Origin of the sequence: Vibrio sp. M260121 (assembly GCF_036533715.1) — a bacterium.
GTDB lineage: Bacteria > Pseudomonadota > Gammaproteobacteria > Enterobacterales > Vibrionaceae > Vibrio.
In genome coordinates, this window is the sequence record NZ_JATABF010000038.1 from 1 (window position 1) to 23,479 (window position 23,479).

The following is a 23,479-nucleotide window of genomic DNA, read 5'->3' on the forward strand; positions in this document are numbered from 1 at the left end:
AATTGTTCTTGTGCCCAAAGTTTAGCGTCTGAATATGTCATCTTAGTGTTTCAGTGAGGAATAGTAAGTGATCAGATCGCACACACGTTAAAGAGTTCAAAAAAAATCCCCAAGCTACAAGCTTGGGGATTTGTGTATAAGAGACAGGCTGATTAAGCGGGCTTTGTGCTTGGTATTTTGAACTTAGAAACCACTGTCGTCTTGCGCTTGAGCTTTCGCCATTTGAATCGGGTCAAGCTTGAGTGTCTGCGTAGGGAACGCAATATCCGCTTCGTGCTTCTTAATGATCGCCATGACTTGCAAAAGCACATCTTGTTTCACTTCGTGGTAGCGGACCCAGTTCACCGTTTTAGTGAAGGTATAGATAAAGAAGTTCAGTGAAGACGCACCAAACGCATCGAAGTTGACGATAAGTGTCTGGCGCGTATCGATATCTTTGTGGTTCTTCAGCATTTCGCGCACTTCATCAATGATTACTGGTACTTTGTCTGCATCGTCGTAGCGCAGGCCAATTGTCTCAAAGATTCGGCGGTTCAACATGCGAGACGGGTTTTCTACCACGATGTTGCTGAACACTGAGTTAGGTACATAGATAGGTCGCTTATCGAAGGTTCGAATGCTGGTCATGCGCCAGCCAATACGTTCCACCGTTCCTTCTATTTGACGGTCTGGAGAGCGGATCCAATCGCCAACTTTAAACGGACGATCGAAGTAAATCATCAAACCACCAAAGAAGTTTGATAGAAGATCCTTGGCTGCTAAACCTACAATCAAACCACCGACACCACCAAAGGTCAGTAAACCAGAAAGGCTGAGACCAAATGCCTGCATAACGGTCAATACGCCGATGATGATAAAGAACAGGCGAGCGACTTTCGCGACGGCTTGTACGGTTGTCTCGTCACGGGTCTTCTGCTCCAGCACGTAGTCTTCGACGTTGGTGATAAGACGCATCACAATCCAAACTAGGATGCTGATAACAAGAATGAGTTTAAGGGTGCTGAGCCAGTTGAACTCGTTCCCCAACTCACTTTGCAGAACAATGCCCAACGATACCGTCGCAGGCCAACACCAGATTAAGGTACTGATGGGGGTTTTGAGTGCTTCTAATAAAAGGTCATCCCAATGAAAGGGGGTTTTCTCGACCAAAATAGCTAATCGAGAATGCAATACGCGCCACGCAATCCAAGCAAAAAAGCTCGCAATCGTAATGAACAGTACGCTGCTGCTCCAGTCTTGATGATGGGCCATGATGTAAGTTTGAAGTTCTGTAAACCACTGTGGCATAAGTAAAGTTTCATTTTTTGGAACAATGAGTGAAAGGTAGCAGAGTTTGAGTCTACGCCCTAGCAAAATGATGTGATTCGAATAATCCGTTCTTGTCTTCTTATAACTGTTATTAAGGCGGTGAGTGTTTAGAGTGATGTTAATGATTAATGTGTAAATACAAGGTAATGATACGTATGGTGAAATGTAACGTTCGTGCTGTTCAACCTACACGGTGTGATGAAACTCGAACTTTGAAAGATAAGCGCTATCATTCGAACCATCAATTGTAGGTTCTTTGACTCATCGCTAACATTTATCAAGCTCAAACATGAGACTTTAATGTCACTTTGACATACGGAGATAAACCATGGAATTCACAGAGCTAGATAGAAATGCGCTCTACGACATTTGGATGTCGCAAAAAGCAAAAATGCACCTCACCCAAATGGAGATGGCAAAGCGCCTAGGTTTAAGCTTGCATGAGTTCTCTGCGTTGCTACGTGGGAACGCTCCGCTAACACTTGGCTTCGTGAAGCAACTTTGCGAACAATTGCATGTCCGTCCTGGTCAAGTGATTCCATCTATGAGCAAGCGCGATATTTCTTCTTCGGGCTCGGTGTACCTACAAAACCGTATCACCGTAGATGGTGAAATCCGTAATGTCTTCATTGAAGGCAACCAAGTTGTGATCGAGTACGAACATACTCTTAGCTAAGTCGCGGAATTAAGTATCTCGAGGCTACTTGGGTATGTCTAGCGAGAAGCTTTTATTGCTTTCCTCTAAATGAAAGGAACGTTGACGGAAGCTTTTCTCAAGATCTCCTTCTCCTGCTAATCAACATACCACTTGTACTCTTAGTTGTTTTATTTTATTAAGTTTGCTTAATTGGTAAATTATCTATAGGCATTCTATATAAGTGGTATTTATCTAGTGCCAATAATAATATTGCCAATATCAATTAGTTTACCCGTGATAGTGAAATATGTTGTATTTGTTTTGAAACAACATACAACATATTAAGCACTAAATAACCACACCAATAAGGTGGGTATTTAATCACGGAGCTACAAGTATGCATAAAATTAGTGTTTTGCCGTTAGTGATGGCGATATCTTTTTCTGCTGTGTTTCAGGCATCGCCAAGTTTGGCCTACTCAGCAGTTTCGTCAGAATCATATGTTTTTAATAAACCTCATGTTGTTCATGTAAATGTATTTGACACGGAACTTAAGACACCAATCCTTGATGGTGAATATGAAGTTTTAGTTAAAATACTCAAATCTGAAAAAAGTAAGCAAATTGGTTATAAGAATATTACTTGTACATTTGTAAATGGCAGTTGTGAAATCCCTATATCAAATGAAGACCTAAAAGGTAATAACACTTTAACGGATTTAGGGGATAGCCATTTTCTCATAGAAATCCCCGAAATATTAAGCAATTATTCGATTGAGTATGAAGTTAAAGCGGTACTATTTGCTCGTGTTGCTGAAAATGCTGTTGGCTTTATTACCCCAACTGAAGTTGATACAAATGCCATTTATATCGACGGTAATATGGTTATTGATAGCTCAGGAAGATGGGTTGGTGACTTAGAAGGCCTTGGCGGTGAAGTTGGTCCTCAAGGGCCGAAAGGTGACGCTGGTGCTGTAGGTCCGGTGGGGCCAAAAGGTGACAAGGGCGACAAAGGTGATAGAGGTACAGCAGGAGCTCAAGGACCAAAAGGTGACAAGGGAGATAAAGGAAACACAGGTAGCCGTGGTTATAGAGGTTACAAAGGTGAGGAAGGTGACTCGGCATATGAGGTCTGGCGAAAACTTCCAGGTAACTCGAACAAGACGGAAGAAGACTTTTTTAAATACATAGCGAGTTTGATCGATATTGACAAAGACTCTTCAGGTTGGAATTCTTCACCATGGTTTGGAGACCAAGTTGGGAACGCAAAATCAATGGAGTTATCTAATAATAAATTGTTTATACGTTCTGGGTGGGCTGTCGATGCAATAGGCTCAAGTTCTAGCAATTATGTTGGTTTGTCGAGCGGCGGTCGTGTATATAACGTTAGTACAACGAACTTAAAGCAAATTAATGTCACCGTCGGCAATTATAGATATGCTCAGGGTAAGCGTTCTATTGTTTCTTTAGAATTTGTATATAAGAATGGCTCGAGACATAAATATGGTACAGGTCAAGAATCCACTAATAAACAGGTGTCTACATATTCCATTCCTAATGGAAAAACATTAAATAAAATAGAGGCATATTCACCATCTAGATACATAGTGAGTGCCATTAAGTTTTATTCAAAATGATAGTTGGTTCATCTAAGTTAGCTATTGTTAATAACGAGGACTCAACTTAATATATTTCCTTTGTCCCAGTTAGGCCGAGATTTTTCTCGGCCTCTTGTCGTTTATTTTATAACCTTTGCTAGTGAGTCCTTAGAGATGTCCGATATCGACTTCGCTCCTGTAAGTGTCATTGCTACACGCATCTCTTTGTCATACAAATTAAGCAAGTTCTCTACGCCAGCACCGCCTTGCGCTGCGAGTGCGTAAACAAAAGAGCGGCCAAGCAGAGTGCAGTCTGCACCGAGTGCCAGCATACGCACCACATCCAGACCTGTACGGATACCCGAGTCGACGAAAATTTTCAAATCACCTTTTACTGCATCTGCGATACTAGGTAATGCTTTCGCTGTTGAAAGGACCCCGTCAAGCTGGCGACCACCGTGGTTTGACACAACAATACCATCAGCCCCGAAGCGAACCGCGTCTTTTGCATCTTCTTCATCCAAAATACCTTTGATGACCATCGGCCCATCCCAAAAGTCTCGAATCCACTCTAGATCTTTCCAACAGATTGAAGGATCGAAGTTTGCGCCCAGCCAGCCAATGTAGTCTTCCAACTTGGTTGGCTCGCCACGGTAAGTGGAGATATTACCTAAGTCGTGAGGTTTACCTAATACACCCACATCTAATGCCCAGCTAGGATGAAGCATAGATTGGAATACACGGCGCATCGCCGCATTTGGACCACTCATACCGGAGTGCATGTCACGGTAACGCGCGCCTGGCACTGGCATATCCACAGTGAAGACCAGCGTTGTTACGCCAGCGGCTTTCGCGCGCTCAAGTACGTTCTGCATAAAGCCACGGTCTTTCAGAACATACAGCTGAAACCACATTGGGCGTTCAATCGCAGGTGCCACTTCTTCAATTGGACAAACGGAGACGGTCGACATGGTGAAAGGAATGCCTTTCTTTTCTGCCGCTTTTGCTGCTTGAACCTCACCACGTCGTGCGTACATACCTGTTAAGCCAACAGGCGCTAGAGCAATAGGCATCGCCAGCTGTTCACCGAAGATTTCCGTTTCTAAGCTTAGCTCACTCATATCGCGCAGAACACGTTGGCGTAGTGCCACGTCACCTAAGTCATCGGTGTTGCGCTTTAATGTGCGCTCGTCGTATGAACCGCCATCAATGTAATGGAAAAGGAATGGAGGCAGCTTGGCTTTCGCGGCAGCGCGGTAATCTGTAGAAGCAGAGATAATCATATTCGTGTGTCCTGGCTGTTATTCTAAGATTGCGTCCTGAGTCAATGAGCACCTGCTCTGTCAGTGTTTCACTGACTGCCATCCTTTCGGCAGTCGACATCAGAATAGAGTATAGATAAGTGATTGAGCTGTTAGACATTCCATACACGGAACAATCAATTATCTGCACTGAAAAAGACTGGCACACCGGTCGGGGGATTGATGCAGCAAGCCACACCAAAAGTCGGGGTAGTAGTGCTGACCGCTGTGCCAGAGAAAGTGCAGGGCGGGGGAGACCCTGCGTAAGTGTTACTTCATTAAAGCGTCGGTGACTTGGAATCCGTAAATCAGAATCAGACCGATGATGCCTGTGACCACCAAGTAGTAGAACGTTGGGATAACGGTCTTGCGAAGCGTTGCGCCTTCTCGTCCTAGCAGGCCAACTGTTGCAGAGGCAGCCACAACGTTGTGGATGGCAATCATGTTACCCGCAGCAGCGCCAACCGCTTGAAGGGCAACCACAATGGCACTTGAGATAGTCAGTGTCTGCGCCACTTCGAACTGGAACTGGCTGAACATCATGTTCGACACGGTATTAGAGCCGGCGATGAATGCACCAAGGGCACCAACAGTCGCACTCAACGCCGGGAATGCTGAGCCAACGAGGTCTGCTGCAAAGTTTGCCGTGGTTACAGGCATACTTGCTAGCTCGGCGCCGTTGACACCTGAGTTAATAAAGATGCGAACCATAGGGATGGTGAACACAAGAACGAAACCTGCACCGATTAGTGTCTTGCTTGATTCGCCAAATGCTTTGCCTAGTGACTTAGCGCCGCCACCTTGTAGAAGAACCGCAAGTAACGCTACGAAGACTAAGATGCCACCCGGAAGGTATAGAGGTTGAATCGCTGTGCTGATACCTGTTTCACCAAGAATATTACCAAATGATAGGCTGACGCTCTTAAGTAGACCTTTGAACTCAGGGCTTACGCGGCTTGCCACTAGGATAACAGCTAGCATCACGTAAGGTGCCCAAGCTTTGGTTAGGCTCATTGGTTTGCCTGGGTTGTCATCAAGATTGATCTTTAGAGAACCTAGCCATTCTGCTGGCCATTTATCTTCGCTTTCGAAGTCCCACTTGGTTTTTGGAACAAGGAAACCTTTCTTCGCCGCAGTAACTACAATAGCTAGACCAACTAGACCACCGATTAATGACGGGAACTCAGCACCTAGGAACACACCTGTTAGTGCATAAGGAACGGTGAAGGCAACACCTGCGAATAGCGCGAAAGGTAGGATGTCTAGACCTTCACTCCAGCTCTTATTCTTACCAAAGAATCGAGTCAGCATCATTGCCATGAGTACCGGAATGAGAGTACCAACCGTTGCGTGAATCATTGCTACGCTTGCGGTGATTTGTTGTAGGTACGCTTCCCATGTTGAGCCATGAGCAACCAGTGCTTCACCAATATTGTGCGTATCTAAACCTTTGTTCACTCCTACGATGATTGGTGTCCCAACCGCACCGAAAGATACTGGTGTAGATTGGATCATCATGCCCATCAGTACCGCTGCAAGCGCAGGGAAGCCAATCGCAACCAATAGAGGGGCGGCGATAGCAGCAGGTGTACCGAAGCCAGATGCGCCCTCAATGAATGAGCCGAAACACCAAGCGATGATGATGGCTTGAACGCGACGGTCGGCTGAAATATCAGTAAACCCATTGCGAATTGTGGTGATCGCGCCAGTGTGTTTTAAAGTGTTAAGCAAGAAGATGGCACCAAACACGATCCATAGAACAGAGACGGTAATGCCTAATCCTTGAAAGACAGACGCCAGTACGCGAGTAGCTGACATATCCCAAAACATTAGGGCGATAGCGACGGTTAGACCGAACGCAACAGGCATAGCTTTTTTAGCAGGCCAGTTGAGACCAACCAATAATATGGCGGCGACAACAATTGGCGAAAACGCCACAAGGGCAAGTAGGGTTTCACTCATTGGTACATCCTCGTACGCTGACTTCTCGAACCGCTTTATGCTGTTGAGATGATTTTTGTTGTAATGGTTTTGTTAATTTGGCGTGAATTTACCCCTTTATTTTTTATAGATATAGGGAAATAATGAAATTGATTTATTCCAAAAGTGACATAATAGAATGCGTGCAGATGATCTAATCCTGTTCTCACAGGTGATAGAAATGGGCAGTTTTAGTAAGGTGGCTGAAGAAAATAACCTTACAAATTCAGTAGTTAGTAAGAGAATTGCGCGGCTAGAAGAAGAGATAGGTGCTCAGCTATTATATCGAACAACGCGTAAATTGACCCTGACCGAAGCAGGGAAGGTTTTGTTACACAGTGCTAAAAATGTGAAGCAAGCCACTCAGGAGGCTATGGATGCAGTTTCAGGCTTTGGTGAGAATGTCAGCGGTCATATCAAAATGTCGGTGCCGACTATCTCGGGTGATTTGATCTTGGCGGACGCCGTCGCCGAGTTTTGTAATATGCACCCAGGTTTAACCGTCGATATGTCGCTTGATAATCGCTTTGTTGACTTGGTTGCTGGTGGCTTTGACTTGGTGATTCGAACTGGTTATCTAGAAGATTCCAGCTTGATTGCGCGTCATATTCTTGATTCACAATGGGTGGTTTGTGCCTCGCCTTCTTATATTGTCAAAAATGGCAAACCGATTGAGCCCATCGACTTAACCACGCACAACTGTTTGCAATACGCCTACCAAACTACCGGTGCGACCGACTGGCAGTTCAAAGGCAAACAGGGTGACTACATCGTCAAAGTGTCGGGCAGCTTCTCTACGGATAACGCTACCGCATTAAGAAAAGCAGCTCTAGGTGGGCATGGTATCGCCTACGTACCGCGTTGCTTGGTTTATCACGACATTCGTAGCGGTGAGCTGGTGGATATTTTCCCTGAGTTGGTCGGTAAAAAGCTCGGCATCTACGCGGTTTATCCTTTTACTCGTCAGCCTCCAAACAAAGTAAAGCTCTTGATTGAGCACATTCGAGAACGATACCTAACTATCTCGCATTACTTTTAGGCAGTTCATAAATACAAGAAATGTTTCAATCTATTGGTTGAAATTCTATACCTGAGCCCTAAGGTAGGTATTGAGAATAAATCTCAACAAAATAATAAAACAAAACACTCAACTTCAAACGGAGTAACACGGACGTTATGCATTACCCAAAAACTCGTAAAGATTCTGTCGTCGACACTTATTTTGGTCACGACATCGCAGATCCATATCGCTGGTTAGAAGACGATATGAGCCAAGAAACCGCAGAATGGGTTTCGGGGCAAAACTCAGTGACCTTCGATTACTTAGGTCAAATCCCTTTCCGCCAACAAATTCGCGATTTAGTGGCGAACAGTCAGAACTATGAAAAGTATTCTCAACCTTTTGTTCATGGTGAATACACCTACTTCTATAAAAATGATGGTTTGCAGAACCAGAGCGTTTTATACCGTCGCAAAGGAGAAGAGGAGGCGGAAATCTTTCTCGATCCGAATACTTTTTCAGAAGAAGGAACGACATCGCTTGGCGAAGTGAAGTTCTCTAAAGACGACACACTTGTCGCGTATTCCATTTCTGAAGGTGGTAGCGATTGGCGTAAGATCTTCGTCATTGATGTCGAAACCAAACAGCAGCTTGAGCCTGAAATTGTCGACGCCAAGTTCACCACTATTTCTTGGGTTGGTAACAAAGGTTTTTACTACGCAAGCTATGATAAACCACAGGGCAGTGAGCTTTCGGCTCGTACTGAGCAGCACAAGCTTTACTACCATGAGTTAGGTACTCCACAAAGTGAAGACAAAGTGGTCTTTGGTGCGTTGGAACCACAAAAGCATCGTTATGTAGGGGGAGTGACCACCAAAGACGATCGTTTCTTGATTATCACAGGTGCGGAATCTACATCAGGAAACCGACTGTTTTATGTGGATCTCACTTCAGAAGAGCAAGACGTTATCACGCTTCGAGATACAACCGATGGTGATACTTATTTGATTGATAACCAAGATGACACTTTAATCTTATACACCAACTTGGATGCGTCTAACGGCAAAGTGGTTGGCTACAACATTCAAACTCAACAATGGACAGAGATCATTGCTGAACAGGAGCAACCACTGGATATCAGCAAAGGTGGTGGTTACTTGTTCGCGACTTACATGGTCGATGTTTTGTCTAAAGTTCAGCAGTTTACTTATCAAGGCGAGTTGGTACGTGAAGTGACTTTACCTGACCAAGGCACCGTATATGGCTTGCAAGGCAAAGCAGAAGATAAGACGCTTTACTACTCTTTTACCAACTACGTGACGCCACCAACCATTTTCTCTTTTGATGTAGAAAGTGGTGAGTCTGCACTCTACCAAGAATCGAAAGCCCCGTTCGACCGTAAAGAATACGAGTCTCAACAAGTGTTCTACACCTCAAAAGACGGTACAAAGGTTCCGATGATCATCTCATATAAAAAAGGCACCAAACTCGATGGCAGCGCACCAACCATGCTTTATGGCTATGGTGGCTTCAATATCAGTTTGACGCCGATGTTCTCAGGAAATGTCGCGAACTGGTTAGAACTTGGTGGTATCTACGCAGTCGCTAACATGCGTGGTGGTGGCGAATATGGTAAAGCTTGGCACAACGCGGGTACTCAACAACAAAAGCAAAACGTATTTGATGACTTCATTGCCGCGGCGGAATACTTGATTGAACACGACTACACCAGCTCAGAGCGGCTTGCGATTCGTGGCGGCTCAAATGGCGGTTTATTGGTCGGTGCGTGCATGACTCAACGACCAGAGCTGTTTAAAGTGGCGATTCCTGCGGTTGGTGTATTGGATATGCTTCGCTACCACACCTTTACTTCTGGTGAAGGTTGGAAATACGATTTTGGTACTTCTGAGCAAACCGAGGCGATGTTCCAATATCTACTTGGGTATTCACCAGTGCATAACGTGAGAGAGGGAGTCTCGTACCCTGCTACGCTTGTCACGACAGCAGACCATGATGACCGTGTGGTACCTGCCCACTCATACAAGTTCATTGCAGAGTTGCAAGACAAGCATCAGGGAGAAAATCCAGTGCTGATCCGTATTGACGTGAACGCAGGTCACGGTGCGGGGATGCCGCTGAGCAAACAAATCGACCTAACTACCGATGTTTATGCATTTGCTCTGCACAACATGGGTATCGAGAAGCTCGATTTTTAATGAACGTATTCTGCTACTGATAGCGAAACGCCAGTTAACAGAACCGCAATAAAAAATGCCGCGATATCCATCGCGGCATTTTTCATGGTTGGGGGAACTCAATTTGATCGTTAGGGTGACTAAGCCTAACGTTGAACCAACCAGTCTCGGCGGCCAAACCGAATGGCAGCTATACCATTTTCGTAGTTATGGCGAAAAATTCGCCATACTTTAATCCTAGTTTATGAATATGAAATTGTGATGAATCTAGGCTGCATCATGTTGATTTTCATTGTTTTCAAGATCAAATGAGGCATCAATCAGCTTTCTCGTGTAATCGCTTTTTGGATTATGGAAGATCTCTTCCGCCGTACCTTGTTCCATCACTTCACCCTTTTGCATGACTAACACACGATCAGACAGTGCTTTCACAACAGAGAGATCGTGGCTGATGAACAAGTAGCCGATGTTATACTTCTTCTGCAGATCTTTCAGAAGATCAATTACGGTCAGTTGAACGGAGCGGTCCAGTGCCGACGTGGGTTCATCAAGCAGAATGAAAGAGGGTTCCAGAATCAACGCGCGCGCAATCGCAATACGTTGGCGTTGACCGCCAGAAAACTCGTGTGGGTAACGGTTAATAGATGCTGGGTCTAAGCGCACCTCTCGCAGAACATCACGTGCTTTTTGCATCCGTTCTGCTTTACTCATTTGAGGTTGATGCACGGTGAGAGCTTCCGTGATGATGTCACCCACGGTCATTCTTGGTGAAAGTGAACCGTATGGGTCTTGGAAGACCATTTGTACGTCTTTCTTCAGTTCGAAGCGTTCTTTGTCCGTCAGAAGTGCTAGATCTTGCCCTTTAAACTGAATTTTCCCGGTTGAGGGCAACAATCCGATCAAGGCTCGGCCAAGCGTTGATTTGCCTGAACCAGATTCACCCACGATACCTAGCGTTTCCCCCTGTTTTAGTTCTAAAGAGATACCTTTTACGGCCTCAAAGTATTCGTTCTTACTTGCGATAAAGTGAGGCTTAATAAGAAATTTAACGCGAATATCATCGGCTTTAAGCAGTTCAGTTGCCCCTTCTTTAATGGGATCTTTACTGCCTTTTGGAATCGAGTTAATCAGCATCTTAGTGTAATCATGCTGAGGATCAGAAAAGAGTGTTTCTGTGATGCCTTCTTCGACCACTTTACCTTTACACATCACCAAGACTCGGTCGGCAAAGTGTTTCACCACACCTAAGTCATGAGTAATGAAGAGAATCGCCATGCCCATTTTTGCTTGGATCTCTTTGATCAAATAAAGCACTTCAGCTTGAACGGTCACGTCGAGCGCCGTTGTTGGTTCATCGGCGATCAGAATATCCGGCTCGTTAATCAAAGCCATGGCAATCATGATGCGTTGCAACTGACCACCGGAGAATTCATGTGGATACTTGTCATAGGCTTGTTGCGGGTTTGGTAAGTGCACTAAATCGAACAACTCGAGAACTTTTTGCTTGGCTTGTTTTTTGCTCACTGGACGATGGCACATGATGGCTTCGGCCACTTGAATACCCACACGCATGTATGGGTTTAGCGAAGTCATGGGCTCTTGGAAAATCATGCCAATACGATCACCGCGGATACTCTGCATTTGGCGTTCAGATTTTTCTAGGATTGATTCGCCTTCAAAGACGATAGAGGAATCGGCGTGCAAAATGGCATTATCTGGCAGCAACCTCATCAACGCATTGGTTGAGACCGATTTTCCTGAACCAGATTCGCCTACGATAGACAATGTTTCACCAGCTTTAAGATCAAAGCTAACATTCTTTACTGCATCGACGATACCATCGTTTGTCGTAAAGCTGACAGAAAGGTTGTTCACCGAAAGAATGGTTTGTGTGGACATCACGTTTCCTTGTGTATCGAGTTGTTATTACTGTTACTGCCTTTCACGTTGGCAGAAACCTATACCGGGTTATCCTTGCCTAGTTATATAGCTGAGGCGCCCCCGCTTCTGCTGCAGTCATTGCTTGCAGATACAAGAATTGCTCATGAGCACGAGTGACATGGTCGAGTTCGATCATCCACTGAGCATTGCGCTGCGCCGAGCAAAATGCGGCCATGTGCGCGAGTAAATCTTCACTTTGCTTACTCAATAACTGGCTAACTCGGCCAATCAAATCATGGCTTTCGAGTTGTAAGAACTGGAACAGAGCGTACGATTGGTTAAGGGTTGAAAACGCCTCTTGCTGCATTCCAAGTTTATTGAGAATTTCAGATTGGGCTACGCTGGCATCGCGCAAACCGCTGATGAGACATACAAACTGGCATGGCTTGGTTAGGTCGTTTTCGAGTGCGGAGTGAATGTGATTTGGCAAATGGCTGAGAACATCTTCATACAAGCGATGAGCTTCTGGCCAATGGCCTTGTTCCATCAGCTGTTCCGCTTTTAAGTAGCGCATCCAGCATTGCTCAATATTCATCTTCGTCTCCACAAAATTCGATTTGAGTAGATATTAAATGAAATTAATTATCAATTGCAAGTGCGACTTGTTTTCATTTTAAAAGCGTATAACTGTTCGTAAAATGTCCAATTGAACTGCGGTGGAAGATAAATCACTTAAATTTAAACAAATTATCTCTACACTGAGGTCAAGACAATAAGAAAAAGGAGGCAAGTATGGCAGTACAAAGATTGGAACCTAAACAGCTGTATTCAGCAGCTGATTTGGAAAATATGCCATGTAAGTCGACCAAGGAATTACCTCCAATTGATGAGATCGTAGGCCAAGAACGCGCACAAAAAGCGGTTGAGTTTGCTATGTCAATCAAGGAGAAAGGGTACAACATCTACGCCATTGGTCAGAATGGTCTGGGCAAGCGCACCATGATTTTGCGCTACTTAAACCGCCATCAACATGATGATGCGGCTCTGTTCGATTGGTGTTATGTCGCGAACTTTGAAGACACGCGCACACCAAAAGTACTGAAACTGCCTTGCGGTATCGGTAACAAGCTTAAAGTTGATATCGAAAAACTGATGGGCAAGCTACTGAATGCACTGCCTCTCGCTTTCGATAACGAGATGTACTACAGCCGTGCCGATCGCCTAAAAAACCAATTGGCGAACAAGCAACAGTCAGAATTGGATACCATCAGTAAAGAAGCCAAAGAGAAGGGCATTAGCCTAACGATCACTGCGCAAGGTGATTACCAATTTGTGGCTATGAATGGTGAAGAACTGCATACCGAAGAGTCTTTCGATGAGCTAAGCAAGAAAGAGCAGGAATACTTCGGTAGTAGCATTGATGAGCTGGAAGTGAGCTTACGTAACATGGTACGTGAGTTAACCGAGTGGGAAGACTCGTTCAGTGAGAAGATCAAAAAGCTTAACGATGATGTGACGTTGGATGTTATCACTCACTTCATCAAGCAGTTGAAAGTGGATTACGCTGAGTATCCAGAAATCAAAACTTACCTAACCGATCTGCAAAAAGACATTGTTGAAAACGCTGAGATCTTCTTAGAGCAGAGTGGTGAGCAAGGTGAGATTGCGACCGCTTCTCTGGATAAGAAACTGCCACGTCGTTACAAAGTCAACGTGCTGGTGAATCGCAAAAACAGTGAGTTCCCTATCGTGGTAGAAGAGAATCCGAACTACCACTCGCTGTTTGGTTCAATTGAAACCGCAACCTTCAAAGGTACGGTATTCACCGATTTCTCTTTGATTCGAGCGGGTAGCTTGCACAAGGCGAACGGTGGTGTGCTATTGATGGATGCACAAAAGGTACTAGAACAGCCTTACGTGTGGGACGGATTGAAGCGCGCTTTACGCTCTCGTCAGTTGAGCTTCACGTCACTAGAGAAAGAAGTAACGCTGACTGGTGCCGTTTCGCTTGATCCTGAACCGATTCCATTGGATATCAAGATCATCTTGTTTGGTGATTACCGTACATACCAATTGCTGCAACATTACGATCCGGAGTTTGGTGAGCTGTTCCGAGTAACGGCGGATTTCGAAGATGAAATGAAACGTACGCCGGATTCAGAGCTGCAATACGCACGTTTTATCTCTAGTGTGGTGAACGACAACAACATGCTGCACTGCGATAAGAAAGCCATTGCGCGCATTATCGAGTACAGCTCACGCTTGTCTGGTGACCAAACCAAGCTTTCGTTGCATTCTGCCAATATCGCTAACCTATTACGTGAGTCTAACTACGTTGCTCGCCAAGCGAATTCCAACATGATCCGTATCGGACACGTAGAAGAGGCGCTGAGTAATCAGGAAATGCGAGTGAGTCGTTTGCAAGACAGCGTGATGGAAACCTTTGTCAACGGCACGACTTTGATCCATACCGAAGGTTCTGCGGTAGGGCAGGTAAATGCATTGTCAGTGCTGAGCACCAGCGATCACATGTTCGGTGCACCTAACCGAATTACAGCGACCACTTGTTACGGTGATGGTGACGTGATTGATATCGAGCGAAGCGTTGATCTTGGCGGCAGCATTCACTCGAAAGGTGTGATGATTCTGTCGGCTTATCTATCGTCTGTATTTGGTAAGACGGCACGTGTTCCACTGACAACCACGATTACTTTCGAGCAATCATATGGTGGCGTTGACGGTGACAGTGCGAGTATGGCGGAGTTCTGTGCGGTAGTATCGGCATTCTCGAAGCAGCCAAACCGCCAGGACATTGCTATCACAGGTTCGATGAACCAATTTGGTGAAGCACAGCCTATCGGTGGGGTAAATGAGAAGATCGAAGGTTTCTACGATGTGTGCGAAATTAAAGGTCGTCACGATGGACAAGGGGTGATTATTCCGCGCTCAAACGTACATAACCTGATGCTTCGTCCTGACATTGTGAAAGCAGTAGAGAAGGGGGATTTCCATATCTGGGCAATCGATCACGTAACCGAGGCTGTTGAGCTATTTACTGGTAAAGCGGCGGGCGAAGCAACAGACGAAGGAACTTACCCAATCGACACCATTTTTGGGTTAGCACAAGCTAAGTTAAATGCGCTGAGAAAATAAGCGATCGTTGACTTAAAAGTTTATAGAAAGACGTACAAGCTTTCATAACTTGTCACAACGACAATATCCTGACGCAATGTCGGGATATTGTCGTTAAAGCCATGAAATTGATGGCTTTTTACTCTGGACAAAAATGTGATCTACCTCTAGTATTTGCCTCCTTGTCTATTCGTCTGGGAATAATCCCATCGCAAGGAAGCCAACACTCAAATACCTGAGGTTACTCATGCAGCTATCACTGAAAAACTTGTCGGTACGAACGCAAGTTTTGGTTCCAGTTCTATTCACCGCGATCACTTTGTTTATTACATTGTGGATCACTCAAAACAACCTAGAAGCAGAGCAAGAATTGGTTGCTTCTAACTCCGATTCTCTCGTGTTTTACAAAGACACGCTGGCTCAAATTGATGACCAAGTTTACCCATTACGCATAAGCGCGGTTTACGCGATCTACGATGCTGCTCGTCGTGATGCGTTCCTTGCTGACCTGAAAGCGGGCGCAAAAGCCATTGATACAGACCTTGATCTTATCGATGCACGCGGTACGTTCAGCAAAGAAGCGGAGAAGGTTCGTCAAAGTATCGATGCTTACATTGATTACTCTACTCGTGCTGTTGATTTCTTTAACCGCCATGACCGTGGTTTAGTGTCGGATAACGAATACACAAACTTCATCTCAGGTTACCGCCGCGTTGGTAATGAAATGGTTGCAACCATCAACGCACTATCACAGCGTGTGAATGAGATTGCTACGGAAGCAACTGCAGAGAGCGCACGCCAGCATACTCGCGTACAAAACAATGCCATGATGTCAGTTATTGCGGTATTTGCATTCTCTTTACTAGGCGCTTGGTTCCTATCTGGCATGATCGTAACGCCAATCCAAAAACTGCAAGAAGTGATGCGTAAGCTAGCAGGTGGTGACCTGTCGGTACGTGCAGACATTGATGGCGACAACGAAATTTCTCAGCTAAGCAAAGACGTAAACCAAACAGCGAAACAGCTTCACGATACGGTTGATCAATTGATGCGCATCAGTGAAGAAGTGGCTTCTGCTTCAACTGAGCTTGCTGCAGTAATGACGCAAGCAGAAGCAAATGCTCAGCAAGAGCTAGCGGAAATCGAGCAAGTTGCGTCGGCAGTCAATGAGCTAGCGAGCACGGCTAATAACGTAAGTGATAACGCGACATCTGCAGATGCAACTGCACGTGAAGCTGATGGCCTAGCGCAATCTGGCCTAGCGATCTTCCAAGAGAGTGCACAAGCAAGCGAGCAAATGTCTCAAGCACTGAACGATGCTGCGCAAGTGGTTCTGCGTCTAAAAGAGCAATCCGTTCAAATCAACGACGTTATCGAAGTGATTCGTGGCGTATCTGAGCAAACGAACCTTCTAGCGCTAAATGCCGCGATTGAAGCCGCGCGCGCTGGTGAATCTGGCCGTGGTTTTGCCGTGGTAGCTGATGAAGTGCGTATGCTGGCTGCTCGTACACAAGATTCTACGCAAGAAATCTCATCTATCATTGAAGAGCTTCAAGCGCAGTCTGGTCTAGCCAACGACAGCATGCAGGTGAGCCTAGAGATGCTTAACCGCAACAACGAGCTGACTCAACAAGCGAACGACGCACTGATCGGCATTACAGAATCGGTAGCGAATATCAACGACTCGAACACGCAAGTGGCGACTGCGGCGGAAGAACAGTCTCAAGTAACACAAGACATCAACCGCAATGTCGTTAACATGTCTGAGCTTGTGAACCAAAACGTAGCGGGCATTAGCCAAAGTGCGAGTGCAAGTACTGAGCTTTCTCACCTTGCAGAGAAACAAAAAGAACAGTTGAGCTTCTTCAAGCTATAAGCATTAAGTAGAAATCTTAAGCGATACAAACTGACTGAATATAACTAGAATCCCTGAGCCTCGGCTTGGGGATTTTTTTATGAAAAGTGAAGTAATGACTGAATTAACATTAATTAAAACAGTCAGTTACCAAAAATAATGCGTGACTCAAATCACATTTATAAATGTTAAACCAGACTTTCTAGCGTCAAATGTTTTTTGACGCGCACACATTTTCTTAACTATCCGACAACTTGATGGTTTTGACATATTCATATCGTCACCACTAATGGTGTTTTGTTCAATTTAGGCTGTGTATTCAACTTGTTGCGCTAAAAAGCGCAGCTGCTACTATGCCGCCCGTTTTCTCGTTGGTACAGAAAAGTCCTGTTTTCTGGTGAGAAAATAATGACAAAACAAAGATATGGAAAACTATAAATGAAATTGAAAACTTTAGCTGTAGCAGTGGCACTGTTAGCATCTGGATCTCAAGTTGTCGCTTCAGAACTGTACAACCAAGATGGCACTTCACTAGAAATGGGCGGCCGTGCTGAAGCTCGTCTATCTATGATGGATGGCAAAGCAGAAGACCGTTCTCGCATCCGTCTTAACTTCCTAGGCAAACAGGAAATCAGCGATAGCCTATACGGTGTTGGTTTCTGGGAAGGTGAGTTTGAAACATTCGAAAACGGCGGTGTAGACAGTAACAGCGATCTTGAAACTCGTTACGCTTACGCAGGTCTTGGCGGTAAGTACGGTGAAATCACTTACGGTAAAAACGACGGTGCACTAGGTGTTATCACTGACTTCACTGATATCATGGCTTACCACGGCAACACTGCAGCACTAAAACTGCCAGTTGCTGACCGTACAGATAACATGGTTTCTTACTCTGGCCAGTTCGAGCAACTAGCAGTACGCGCAAGCTACCGTTTTGCTGATCGCACAACAGATGTGAACGGTTTTGACGACAACGAGCAAGATGGCTTCTCTCTATCTGGTATTTACGCATTCGCTGACACTGGCTTTGAGCTAGGTGCTGGCTTTGCTAACCAAAATGACTTTGATCAGTACATGCTAGCGGCTTCTTACACTGTAGGTAACTTCTACGTTGCTGGTAACTACACAGGTATCGAGAAAGATTCTGACGATTACAAAGGCTACGAACTAGCAGCTGCATACACAATGGGCCAAACAGTGTTTACCTCTACTTACAACAAAGGTGATGTAGAAGACACTGATATTGTAGACAACCTAGCGGTTGACGTAACTTACTACTTCAAGCCTAACTTCCGCGGCTACGCGTCATACAACTTCGACCTAACGGACAACGAAGGTACTGACGAGAAAGACGAGCTAGCACTAGGTCTACGCTACGACTTCTAAGTCGATAATGACTGAAAATATACTGCCTTATTCTTAGTCATTTAAAACCCCTTGCCAGATGGTAAGGGGTTTTTCCGTTACAGCGGTAAAATGCAGAAAAGCCGTGTCGCGTTAGCCTTTCAGCTTTAGCTTGGTACCATCAAATTTGAGGTGACTTAACAGGTTCTTAGCGTTGGCTTTGCCGAAATCATCAAACTCCACGCCGTAACGGGCGTAGTGAACTGATTTCTGCAAGTTACAAATTCTCCCCTTCAATGGCGCAAGCATACGACCATTACCTGGCACGGTAATGTCGAGCGTCACCAGATCGCCAACTTGCAATGTTCTGCTCATCGGTGACGTCACGAACCGACAACCGCTTTTAGAGAGATCACGTATCTCACATTCTGCTCGGTATTGTTCGAACTGAAGGCGAGAGCGCAGATTCACTTCGTATCGCACTTCTTTTCTCAGCTGATATACCTGCATGGTATTAGGAAGGTTTAGTACCAATAGTGGGTAGGGGTCGCCTAAACGGTGTTTTAGCTGTGCTCGGAAAGGAATGACGGCACCCTCGCCACGATGGGAGTAAGCTTTTACGTTGATCCAAAAGCCTTCTTGAAAGTAGAACTTCAAATCCTCATCGGAGATATTTGGGATTTCGATCAGCGCGGTATTGTTAGAATGACAGCCCATAAATGTGCTGGTGGTGATGAACTTGGTACCAACGGGCGTGGTGACGTTGAGAGTCACTTCACTGCCGTGTTCTACCATTGCCATTGCATCGGTGCTGTTGAGTGTACTTGCCTGACGTTCTGGAGCGTTTCTACTTTGTGGAGATGTTCTCTTATCTCCGGCGCTCGCGATCATATTTCTCATTATTATTGTCGTGCCTGATGTGAGAAGGTGTTACGCGCTATATTAGTACGAAGTGACTAGATGATTCGTGGGTATCATTCTAGGCAGTCGTATAGATGGTTTCAATAAAGTGAAAGGGAAAAGTGGGGAGCCGATAATGCAGAAAGTGACACAAGACACAATAAACCAAACTTTTTGGGTCGATTTAGAGAGTAACCACAAAGCGAAGGTGGTTTATAAGCTGGATGGACAGGTGATGCACATTACGTCGACTTTGATTCCTGAAGAGTTACGGGGTAAAGGTTACGGCAAAGTGATGATGGAGGCCGTCTTGCCAGAAATAGAGGCACAAGGTTATCGCATTGTACCCGTTTGCCCATACGTGATTAAATACATGGCAACGCACCCTGAATGGGCACATTTACTCGCATAATGGAGCCAATGAATAATCCGCTTTATCAGAACATCGGTGACGAGCTAGCGCTTGGCACTCTAGAGCACATCGATGTGATTCAATCTTTATGGGGCGGTTATGGGGAGTTAATTCGACTGACTTTTCCAGACCGTTCCGTCATCGTAAAACACGTCAAATTACCAAGACCGTCACAACATCCGAGAGGGTGGAATACAGACCGCTCGCATCAACGTAAACTGCATTCTTATCAAGTTGAAGTGAGTTGGTATCAGCACTTCAGCCAACCTGTTGATGAACGTTGTCGAATTCCACAAGGATTGAAGTGCTTTCAGAATGAAACAGAGTGGTTGATTGTGATGGAAGATCTGGCTCTGGCGGGTTATCCAAACGTCGTCAAAGACGCGACCAAAGGTCAGTTAAAAGCTTGCTTGACGTGGTTAGCCAACTTTCATGCGCGCCATATTGGGGTTCGCCATGATGAACTTTGGCAAACCGGAACCTACTGGCATTTGCAAACGCGACCGGATGAATTGGTTGCGTTACAAGATAATAGGCTCAAGCAACGCGCGGAGCGCATTGACCAAACGTTGCGTCAGGCACGTTTTCAAACTTTGGTTCATGGGGACGCTAAACTGGCCAATTTTTGCTTTGACGATGAAGGCTCAGCCGTTGCAGCAGTAGATTTCCAATATGTGGGACATGGCTGTGCGATGAAAGACGTGGCACTGTTTATGAGCAGCGCTGTTGAACCTAGCCAGTGTGCTGAGATGGAAGCTTGGGTACTGGACACCTACTTCAATGCGTTAGCTAAGGCACTTAACCACTATCGACCTGAGCTTGACGTTTCTGTGGTTGAGCAAGAATGGCGGCCATTGTTTGCTGTTGCGTGGGCAGATTTTCAGCGCTTTGTGAAAGGGTGGAGCCCAGAACACTGGAAGATTAACCCATACACGGAAGCGTTAACTCTACGAGCACTGGATTACTTGGATTCACTTTATAGCTAAGACGTAAGACATCGTTATTAACCTGATTCTTAGGGTATAAATAGAAAAGAAAACCTCCCATGATGTTTCTTTAAGGAATCGTGGGAGGTTTTTTGTTTGGTGTGGGTTTAGTTTTTCGGTTTTCGAATGCGAGCTAGGCTGTAGGTATTGATAAACTCTCCGTCTCGGAAAGAGGCATCAACTAACTCACCTTCGATCTCAAAACCGTGTTTTTTGTATAAATCAATCGCCGCTTCGTTATCAGTATTCACTTCAATTTGGATGCGTCTTACATTCAGCCAGTTGTCTGCTAGTTCAGTCACGGTGCTTATCAGCGCACTGCCTACCCCTAAACCGTGGTACTTATCATGAACTCCAATACCAAATGATGCGGTGTGCGAAGTTCTTGGACGTTGTGAGTGATGGAACCCAATGTTTCCTACTACCTTGCCATCGATTTCTGCGACATAGCTATACACACCAGCTGGCATGTTGGATAACCGGTCGACCCACATGGTGACGGATGGCTTCGGGAGTTGCAGGGTTTCACGTTGTGCTTTTGGTTGCGAATAAATTTCGACTAGCGCAGCAGCGTCTTCAACAGTGGTTGGACGAACGATAATTTCCATGCTTCTCTCCTTTGTAGTTATTTGGAATTAAATTCAATCTAACGAGAGAAAGTTACTTTGAATAGTCTTTTTTTATCTTTACGCTTCAAATGGCTTTTAAATTAGTGTGTTACGAATCTCTAACTTTCACTTTTTATAGTGAATTATCATTGAAAATGCCAATGAGAGTGATTTTTTGTTGAATTTTTGTGCTAAAGAAGTTCACCTTTATGGGGAATAATGGTGAAGTTGTATTGACTAAAATAAACCCATTTTTATCAAAGTGTGAAGTTGGTATCTGCAACGAGTTGATTTTAATCAACACAGGTTGGAGTTACCTCTTATGGGGTATGGGGAGCACGTCTTTTTAGCGCTATTTATGCTTAACTTATTTAAGAGCAATTAGAGCGTGTTTGAGGAATACAATAATGAAATCCTCTCAATCAAAAGTCTCGCAAAGTCGACGTCGATTCTTGCGGGACACTGCGCGCACCGCAGCTGGTGTTGGTGCAGCAGCGTGTGTTCTGGGGTTGCAATCATTGCAAAGCCAAGCACCAGAAACTAAAGGTGTGCCCATTCGTCCCCCCGGCGCCTTACCAGAAGGTGATTTTGAGTCCGCCTGCATTCGATGTGGCTTGTGCGTCCAAGCATGCCCTTACGACACCTTGAAACTCGCCAGCTTATTATCGCCAGTGGCAACAGGTTCCCCTTACTTCACTGCACGTGATATTCCATGTGAAATGTGCGAGGACATTCCGTGTGTCGTCGCCTGCCCGAGTGGTGCTTTGGACCATGACTTAACAGACATCGACGATGCTAGAATGGGAACCGCTGTACTTATTGACCACGAAACCTGCCTGAACTGGCAGGGTTTACGTTGCGACGTTTGTTACCGCGTGTGCCCGCTCATCGATGAAGCCATTACATTAGAAAATATTCGTAATGACAGAACTGGTTATCACGCGAAGCTTATTCCAACAGTTAACTCCGACGTATGCACTGGCTGCGGTAAATGCGAACAAGCCTGCGTATTAGAGGTTGCGGCAATTAAAGTCGTGCCGACAGATTTAGCCAAAGGCAAAGTGGGCAGTCACTACAATTTTGGCTGGCAAGACATCGACAAGCCATTAGAGAACGTCTTACCGGAAGAAACGCCGGTACCGAGTGGTGCGCTTGAGTCGCTTAAAGGAGGCCAATAATGGCCAAGAACTTAGCGCAAGATGCTGGCAAAGAAGCCATCGAGAAACAGGGCTGGTGGCGTGCACATCGTTTCCTGATTCTGCGTCGATTGTGTCAACTGAGCATCATTGTTCTGTTTATGGCTGGGCCGACATGGGGCATTCTACAAGGCAATTTGTCTTCTAGCATGCTGCTTAATACGGTGCCGCTGAGTGATCCCTTGATTGTCCTTCAATCGCTGGCGACAGGACATGTTCCTGAGTTTAACGCTTTGCTAGGCGTTGCGATTGTATTGGTGTTTTACGCAATTCTTGCTCCTCGCGCTTTTTGTGCTTGGGTATGTCCTTTGAATATTGTGACGGATTTTGCGGCGTGGCTGCGCAGAAAACTTAACCTTAAAGCGAGCTACCGGTGGTCACCTAATATCCGTTATTGGTTGATTCCAGCTCTGATGCTGGGCAGTGCGATTTCAGGTTCTGTGCTTTGGACATGGTTAGATCCTGTTGCTGCACTTCACCGAGGCTTAGTATTTGGTATGGGCGCTGGTTGGGTTTTGATCTTATTGGTGTTTGTACTGGATTTATTGCTAGTTGAACACGGCTGGTGTGGTCACTTATGTCCACTGGGAGCAACGTACAGCGTGATTGGTAGCAAGAGCTTAATGCGAGTCACTGCCGTGCGCCGAGAAGATTGTACGAAGTGCATGGATTGTTTTTATGTTTGCCCTGAGCCGGAGATTTTGCGTCAACCGTTAAAAGAAGGCGACCGTCGCGTGATGGATCAAACCTGCATGAGTTGCGGGCGTTGTTTAGATGTTTGTCCTGAAAAGGTGTTTGAGTTCCATAATCGACTGAGTGTGAAGAACATTGAATAAGCAAGGTAAACGGCGAGTTCTAGCAGATAGGCTCTACTCAAGAAAGTTTTGTATGTGTTATCCCAAAATCGGAAAGATTGCCAATAGTAGAAGTCAACAAGTTGCTTGATATTGAAGAGGGTTTAGATGATGAGAGGGGGGAGTTCTTCCCTTTCATCCTTGAAGGGAAGAACTCTTTGAGGTTAGACCTCAGTATTCTGGCACTGTCTAATATGCAAGCTAATAAATTTGCTTTGGTGAATGTTGTAGGACTCTAATTACTTAAAACCTTTGCTACTCAGTGAATTAAGTAGTGCATGTTTCTTAATAAC

General features: G+C 45.3%; 18 protein-coding genes. 11 read left to right on the forward strand and 7 right to left on the reverse strand.

Going from position 1 to position 23,479, the window contains the following annotated elements; all coding sequences use genetic code 11:
* Positions 1–183: 183 nt before the first annotated feature.
* A complete protein-coding gene (locus QTO06_RS18450; protein WP_331409284.1) occupies positions 184–1,287 on the reverse strand; it encodes a mechanosensitive ion channel family protein in 1,104 nt (367 codons plus the stop codon).
* A 349-nt stretch (positions 1,288–1,636) separates the two neighbouring features.
* Between QTO06_RS18450 and QTO06_RS18455 the strand changes: the two genes are divergently transcribed.
* Both QTO06_RS18455 and QTO06_RS18460 read left to right on the forward strand, forming a co-directional pair.
* Positions 1,637–1,984, forward strand: a complete 348-nt coding sequence (locus QTO06_RS18455; protein WP_331409285.1) for a helix-turn-helix domain-containing protein — start codon at positions 1,637–1,639, stop codon at positions 1,982–1,984.
* 358 nt (positions 1,985–2,342) lie between these two features.
* Positions 2,343–3,581 carry a beta-prism lectin domain-containing protein gene (locus tag QTO06_RS18460; protein ID WP_331409286.1) on the forward strand — a complete coding sequence of 413 codons (1,239 nt, stop codon included), beginning with the start codon at positions 2,343–2,345 and terminating at the stop codon, positions 3,579–3,581.
* Between the two features lie 101 nt (positions 3,582–3,682).
* Here the strand turns inward: QTO06_RS18460 and lldD are convergent, their stop codons facing one another.
* Positions 3,683–4,825: an FMN-dependent L-lactate dehydrogenase LldD gene (lldD, locus tag QTO06_RS18465; RefSeq protein ID WP_331409288.1), complete on the reverse strand. Its 1,143-nt coding sequence runs from the start codon at positions 4,823–4,825 to the stop codon at positions 3,683–3,685.
* Positions 4,826–5,113: 288 nt separating this feature from the next.
* Positions 5,114–6,805, reverse strand: coding sequence for an L-lactate permease (locus QTO06_RS18470; protein ID WP_077263365.1), 1,692 nt, complete (start codon positions 6,803–6,805; stop codon positions 5,114–5,116).
* Between the two features lie 157 nt (positions 6,806–6,962).
* On the opposite strand from QTO06_RS18470, the gene QTO06_RS18475 reads away from it, so the two are divergent.
* Positions 6,963–7,862 carry a LysR family transcriptional regulator gene (locus tag QTO06_RS18475; protein ID WP_005432244.1) on the forward strand — a complete coding sequence of 300 codons (900 nt, stop codon included), beginning with the start codon at positions 6,963–6,965 and terminating at the stop codon, positions 7,860–7,862.
* A gap of 137 nt (positions 7,863–7,999) precedes the next feature.
* On the forward strand, positions 8,000–10,039 hold the full coding sequence (locus tag QTO06_RS18480; RefSeq protein WP_331409290.1) for a prolyl oligopeptidase family serine peptidase: 2,040 nt from the start codon (positions 8,000–8,002) through the stop codon (positions 10,037–10,039).
* A 246-nt stretch (positions 10,040–10,285) separates the two neighbouring features.
* Here the strand turns inward: QTO06_RS18480 and QTO06_RS18485 are convergent, their stop codons facing one another.
* Positions 10,286–11,917: an ABC transporter ATP-binding protein gene (locus tag QTO06_RS18485; RefSeq protein ID WP_331409291.1), complete on the reverse strand. Its 1,632-nt coding sequence runs from the start codon at positions 11,915–11,917 to the stop codon at positions 10,286–10,288.
* Positions 11,918–11,996: 79 nt separating this feature from the next.
* Positions 11,997–12,494 carry a hypothetical protein gene (locus tag QTO06_RS18490; RefSeq protein WP_331409293.1) on the reverse strand — a complete coding sequence of 166 codons (498 nt, stop codon included), beginning with the start codon at positions 12,492–12,494 and terminating at the stop codon, positions 11,997–11,999.
* A 197-nt stretch (positions 12,495–12,691) separates the two neighbouring features.
* On the opposite strand from QTO06_RS18490, the gene QTO06_RS18495 reads away from it, so the two are divergent.
* The 3 genes from QTO06_RS18495 to QTO06_RS18505 all read left to right on the forward strand — a co-directional run bounded on the left by QTO06_RS18495 (position 12,692) and on the right by QTO06_RS18505 (position 18,272).
* A complete protein-coding gene (locus QTO06_RS18495; RefSeq protein WP_331409294.1) occupies positions 12,692–15,052 on the forward strand; it encodes a Lon protease family protein in 2,361 nt (786 codons plus the stop codon).
* Positions 15,053–15,278: 226 nt separating this feature from the next.
* Positions 15,279–16,907 carry a methyl-accepting chemotaxis protein gene (locus QTO06_RS18500; protein ID WP_005432236.1) on the forward strand — a complete coding sequence of 543 codons (1,629 nt, stop codon included), beginning with the start codon at positions 15,279–15,281 and terminating at the stop codon, positions 16,905–16,907.
* A gap of 417 nt (positions 16,908–17,324) precedes the next feature.
* Entirely contained in the window at positions 17,325–18,272 is a 948-nt protein-coding gene (locus QTO06_RS18505) for a porin (RefSeq protein ID WP_331409295.1), read from the forward strand.
* Positions 18,273–18,383: 111 nt separating this feature from the next.
* On the opposite strand, the gene QTO06_RS18510 is transcribed toward QTO06_RS18505, so the two are convergent.
* Positions 18,384–19,121: a flagellar brake protein gene (locus tag QTO06_RS18510; RefSeq protein WP_331409332.1), complete on the reverse strand. Its 738-nt coding sequence runs from the start codon at positions 19,119–19,121 to the stop codon at positions 18,384–18,386.
* Between the two features lie 145 nt (positions 19,122–19,266).
* Here QTO06_RS18510 and QTO06_RS18515 point away from each other — a divergent pair, with 145 nt between their 5' ends.
* Both QTO06_RS18515 and QTO06_RS18520 read left to right on the forward strand, forming a co-directional pair.
* Entirely contained in the window at positions 19,267–19,542 is a 276-nt protein-coding gene (locus QTO06_RS18515) for a GNAT family N-acetyltransferase (protein WP_331409296.1), read from the forward strand.
* A complete protein-coding gene (locus QTO06_RS18520) occupies positions 19,542–20,528 on the forward strand; it encodes a phosphotransferase (RefSeq protein ID WP_331409333.1) in 987 nt (328 codons plus the stop codon). The genes QTO06_RS18515 and QTO06_RS18520 overlap by 1 nt, the downstream gene beginning before the upstream one ends.
* Positions 20,529–20,635: 107 nt before the next feature.
* Here QTO06_RS18520 and QTO06_RS18525 read toward each other — a convergent pair whose 3' ends face one another.
* The gene (locus QTO06_RS18525) at positions 20,636–21,136 is read right to left on the reverse strand and encodes a GNAT family N-acetyltransferase (protein ID WP_331409297.1); all 501 of its coding nucleotides are present in this window, start codon (positions 21,134–21,136) and stop codon (positions 20,636–20,638) included.
* Between the two features lie 407 nt (positions 21,137–21,543).
* On the opposite strand from QTO06_RS18525, the gene napG reads away from it, so the two are divergent.
* Together napG and napH are read left to right on the forward strand one after the other, a co-directional pair.
* Entirely contained in the window at positions 21,544–22,314 is a 771-nt protein-coding gene (gene napG / locus QTO06_RS18530) for a ferredoxin-type protein NapG (protein WP_331409298.1), read from the forward strand.
* Positions 22,314–23,168 carry a quinol dehydrogenase ferredoxin subunit NapH gene (gene napH / locus QTO06_RS18535; RefSeq protein WP_331409299.1) on the forward strand — a complete coding sequence of 285 codons (855 nt, stop codon included), beginning with the start codon at positions 22,314–22,316 and terminating at the stop codon, positions 23,166–23,168. The genes napG and napH overlap by 1 nt, the downstream gene beginning before the upstream one ends.
* Positions 23,169–23,479 lie beyond the last annotated feature (311 nt).